General features: G+C 64.4%; 3 protein-coding genes and 1 pseudogene. All 4 read left to right on the top strand.

Annotation, left to right across the window (positions count from 1 at the left end; translation table 11 throughout):
* Positions 1-183: 183 nt before the first annotated feature.
* The gene (locus tag Q0X16_RS04070; RefSeq protein WP_297830887.1) at positions 184-1,422 is read left to right on the top strand and encodes a TIGR03032 family protein; all 1,239 of its coding nucleotides are present in this window, start codon (positions 184-186) and stop codon (positions 1,420-1,422) included.
* Positions 1,419-1,895 (top strand): EF-hand domain-containing protein, encoded by a 477-nt coding sequence (locus Q0X16_RS04065; RefSeq protein ID WP_297830885.1) that lies wholly within the window; start codon positions 1,419-1,421, stop codon positions 1,893-1,895. The genes Q0X16_RS04070 and Q0X16_RS04065 overlap by 4 nt, the downstream gene beginning before the upstream one ends.
* The gene (locus Q0X16_RS04060; RefSeq protein ID WP_297830883.1) at positions 1,892-2,461 is read left to right on the top strand and encodes a hypothetical protein; all 570 of its coding nucleotides are present in this window, start codon (positions 1,892-1,894) and stop codon (positions 2,459-2,461) included. The genes Q0X16_RS04065 and Q0X16_RS04060 overlap by 4 nt, the downstream gene beginning before the upstream one ends.
* 19 nt (positions 2,462-2,480) lie before the next feature.
* Positions 2,481-4,139: pseudogene (locus Q0X16_RS04055) on the top strand (M4 family metallopeptidase); the annotation flags it as partial.
* Positions 4,140-4,629 lie beyond the last annotated feature (490 nt).

The following is a 4,629-nucleotide window of genomic DNA, read 5'->3' as shown; positions in this document are numbered from 1 at the left end:
TTGGCGTGGGCGTGGAGAAGGGAGGCTTCGGGTTCACGATCGGCGGCAACTGGACCGACGGCGGCACGTTCAACAGCGTGCTGGGCGGTCAGGCGTCGTTCCGCTATTCCTGGTAAATCGGCGCCTGCCGAATCGGGGCCCGGCGTCGCCGGGCCCTTTGTTCCCAAGCAGTCTGGATGACAAGTGGCCAAAGACAAGAAGCAGAAAGACCCCGGCATTGAGTCCAGCAAGGGCGCGCCGGAAGGGGAAGTGGGATTGGATACGACGGTGGCGGCGGAGTCGGATCAGCAGACGGCGTCGGCTGCAGCCCAGCCCGTCGCGGCGCAGTCCGGCCAGCCGGAGCAGCAGAAGCCGAAGGATCTGACGCAACTCAAGGTGGAGAAAAGCTGCTCGCGCGGTCTCTCCGGCTGGCTCGGCCAGAACCGGCTGTCGCTGGCGATCACTTCCTACCAGTCCGGCCGCATCTATCTGGTCGGTTCCGACAAGAACGGGCGCGTGTCGTTCTTTGAACGCATCTTCGAGCGGGCAATGGGGGTGGTTGGCAACGCGCAGCGCATTTATCTGGGTGGGCTGTACCAGCTCTGGCGCTTCGAAAACGTCCTGCGTCCGAACGAGGTGATCCACGGTCAGTTCGACAAATGCTACGTCCCGCGCAACGCGCAGACGATTGGCGATGTCGATATCCACGAGTTGGGCATCCGCAAGAACGGCAAGGTGGTGTTCGTCAACACCAAGTATTCCTGCCTTGCCGAGCTCAGCCCGACCCACAGCTTCAAGGCGATCTGGAAGCCGAAGTTCATCAGCAAGCTGGCGCCCGAGGATCGTTGTCACCTCAACGGGCTGGCGATGGTCGACGGCGAGCCCAGGTACGTGACGGCGGTGTGCAAGAGCGACAGCGTGGATGGTTGGCGCGAGCGCCGTCGCGACGGCGGCGTGGTGATCGACGTGCAGACCGACGAAATCGTCTGCGAAGGACTGTCGATGCCGCACTCGCCGCGCTGGCACAACGGCAGGCTGTGGCTGCTCAATGCCGGCACCGGCTATCTCGGTTGGGTCGATCTCGAGAAAAAGGCGTTCGTACCGCACGCCTTCGTCCCGGGCTTCGCCCGTGGCCTGTCGATGATCGGCAATGTCGCCGCGATCGGCCTTTCCAAGCCGCGCAACCAGCGCTTCGAAGGATTGCAGCTGGATGACGAGCTCAAGAAGCGCGATGCCGAGCCTTGGTGCGGCGTGCAGATCGTTTCGCTGACCAATGGCGATGTCTTGAACTGGATCCGTTTCGACGGCGACATGGGCGAGATCTTCGACATCAGCTTCCTGCCCAACGTCAAGCACCCGATGATGATCGGCCTGCGCACCCCCGAGATCCGCGATCTCATCACTTTCGAATCGGAAATTCCCGTGGAGGCGCCTGCCGCATGATTCGCTCCCTGACCCTTGCAGCCTGTGTCGCCGGCAGCCTTTTGGCTGCGCAGGCGGTGGACGCGCAAACGCGACCCAACCAGTCGCCACCGCGCCCGGCCAGTTCGGCTGCGCAACCGCAGGTCGACGATGCCACCCGCACCTTCCGCGCCTGGGACAAGAACGGCGATGGCCAGCTGTCCATGGCCGAATTCAGCGAGGGCTTCAATCGCGCACGCCTGGTGGCCGTCACCGAGGCCCGCCTGCGCCGCCAGTTCGCGACCATAGACGCGAACCGCAATGGCGCGATCGACCCGAACGAATACACCAATCTGGTCCTGATCAAGAACGCCGGACGCAATGCCCCGCCGTTGTCGCGATTCGATGCCAATGGCAATGGCAAGCTCGAGTTCAGCGAATACGTGAAGCTGGTGGAAGCGCTCGCGCCCAAGCCGCAGACACAGCAACCGGCCGCGGGGCAAGGACGTCGGTGAAAACGCGCATCGACAACGTCTGGAAGCAGGTGACGCCGGAGCTGGCGGAGGAGCTGGTCGCCTTCTGGACGGACAACAAGGCCATCGAGGATGAGGCGAAGGCCCGCAACCGGACCCAGCAGGCCGTCTGCACGCTGCGCGATGACGGCGGCGCCTTGGTCGGCGTGGCGACCGCCATGGTCAAGGTGCTCCCTCGCCTGCGCCAGCCCACCTATTATTTCCGGATCTTCCTGGCGCCGTCCGTGCGTGGCCGAGGGCGGGAAGCGTTCCTGCCGATGGTCCAGCAGTCCAAGCGGACCCTGCATGAGTACAACAAGGGACTCAAGCAGCCGGAAAGCCTCGGACTGCTGTTCGAACTCGAGAACGGCAAGCTCGGCAAGGCTTACCCGCATGCCTATGAACCGATTTTCGAAGCCACCTTTATCGGCTATTCGCCGCGCGGCATGCAGTTGCGCGTTTCCTATTTTTCCGATGCTATGCTGCAGGCACCGGCACGGATCGCGGCGCGCCGCGGAACCGGCAGGACCGTCAATCAACCTACCCCGGCACAGCAGCAGTCGGGCTGATCACCACGGAGAGAGCACCATGAAAGTTCAAGTCAGTCTGTTGTGCCTTGCTATCGCTTCTGCACTTGCCATCGCCCCGGCCGCGCAGGCCGCCAACGCCGGCCGCGCCGACGTGGTCAGCCGCGCCAATGCATTGTTGGGCGCGAATGCCAGCGCGTTCCATCGCGCATCTGCCGATGCCTTCAGCGCACGCGACGTGATCGTCGATCGCAATGGCACCGAGCACGTCCGCTACGACCGCACCTGGAACGGTCTGCCGGTCATCGGCGGCGATTTCGTCGCCCATTCGCGCAACGGTCGCCTCACCGGCGTCAGCCAGACCCTGCGCAGCGCCCAGCGCCCGTCCTCGCTCAGCGGCCGCATCAGCCGTGATCAGGCGATCGTCGAGGCCGGCGCCCACTTCGGCACCCGTTTCGACGGCGCGCCCACCGCCCGCACCGTGGTTTATGCCCGCGGCGCCACCCCGGTGCTGGCCTATGAAGTCGTCTTCACGGGCATCAAGGCGGATCAGACCCCGACCGAAATGCACTATTTCGTCGATGCCGGCAGCGCGCGGATCCTGGATCGCTGGGATCGCGTCAATACCGCCATGCCGGGGCCGGGCCGCACCTGCCGCAAGTCCGGGCCGGCGGTCGGTCTGGGCAAGTCGCTGCTGCGCGGCGATGTCACCCTGAACACCTCGGAGTGCCTGAGCCAGGCGCAGTTCTCGCTGGTCGACACCGTGCGTGGCGGCGGCGCGACCCACGACATGCACAACGGCACTTCCGGCAACGGCACGCTGTACACCGCCTCGACCAACGTCTGGGGCAACTACACGATGAGCGACCGCGCCACCGTCGGGGCCGATGCGCACTACGGGATCGCGGCCACCTGGGATTATTTCAAGAACACGTTCGGTCGCAACGGTATTGCCAACGACGGCAAGGGTGCGCTCAGCCGCGTCCATTACGGCAACCTCTACGTGAACGCGTTCTGGAACGACAGCTGCTTCTGCATGTCCTTCGGCGACGGCGACCCCAACGATTCCGCCGGCATGAACCAGCCGGTGCTTGCGCTGGACGTGGCGGGCCATGAAATGACCCACGGCATCACCAGCCGCACCGCCAATCTCGTTTACAGCGGCGAATCCGGCGGCTTGAACGAGGCCACCTCCGACATCTTCGGATCCATGGTCGAGTTTTCCGTCAACGACCCGAACTTCCCCGGCAACTACCTGATCGGTGAAGAGGTCTTCGGCAACAACGACGGCACCAAGGCCCTGCGCTACATGTTCAAACCCAGCCTGGATGCGTGGCTGTACAACAACACTCCGGGCTATGTGTCGGCGGATTGCTATTCTCCGTCGATCGGCGGCCTCGACGTGCACTTCTCCTCCGGCGTCGCCAACCACTTCTTCTACCTGCTGGCGGAAGGCGCGGTGGTCCCGGCCGGCTTTGGCACCGGTACCTGGGCGAATCTGACCCCGGCCTCGCTGGTGTGCAACGGCAATACCGGCCTGACCGGCATCGGCAAGACCAAGGCGGCGGCGATCTGGTACAAGGCCTTGACCGAGCAGATGACCTCGAGCACGGATTACGCCGGTGCCCGCACCGCGACCCTGGCGGCAGCCCAGGCGCTGTATGGCGCGGGTTCGCCTGAGGTGACGGCCGTCGATGCGGCGTGGGCAGCGGTCAATGTCGTCAATGCGCCGCTGGCTCCCGCGCCGCAGCAGACCCCGGCGCCTACGCGCTCCCGCCGGCGCTGACGGGATCGGGCCACCGATTTCCTGACCACGGGAATCGGAATGGCCGGAACGCAATCGGACGGCCCGCGCAGAGCGGGCCGTCCGTCTTTCGCCACCTCGTTGTCGGCGGGATTCGGAAATGCCGCGATCAGGGCTTGACAGGCGGCACAATTTCGCGAGAAATTAACAAAGGGTCCAAGACGGACAAGAGGGTGGCCTGTCCGTCGGGATTGCATCATGTGCAGGGATTCATGCGGGGCCTGTTGCAACAGCGGTGCCGAGCCACGATGGACACAGCGACATCCATCATGGCAACACTTTTCAGACACTTAGGGAGCTTGGGGTCATATGAACGACAACCGGAACGTCACGCGGTCTGCCAAGGCCGTCCGCAGCATCAAGCAATCGGCAATGACGCGCGCAGTGCGCTCGGTGCTGGCGGCTT

This window comes from Thermomonas sp., assembly GCF_025993755.1.
Classification (GTDB): Bacteria; Pseudomonadota; Gammaproteobacteria; order Xanthomonadales; family Xanthomonadaceae; genus Thermomonas.
The sequence above is the reverse complement of the archived record's forward strand: the minus strand, read 5'-3'. Positions and strand labels throughout refer to the sequence as shown.

What these genes read in the sequence shown, in the direction of transcription:
- Q0X16_RS04065 (WP_297830885.1), top strand. Translation starts at nt 1,419, where the DNA reads ATGATTCGCTCCCTGACCCTTGCAGCCTGTGTCGCCGGCAGCCTTTTG.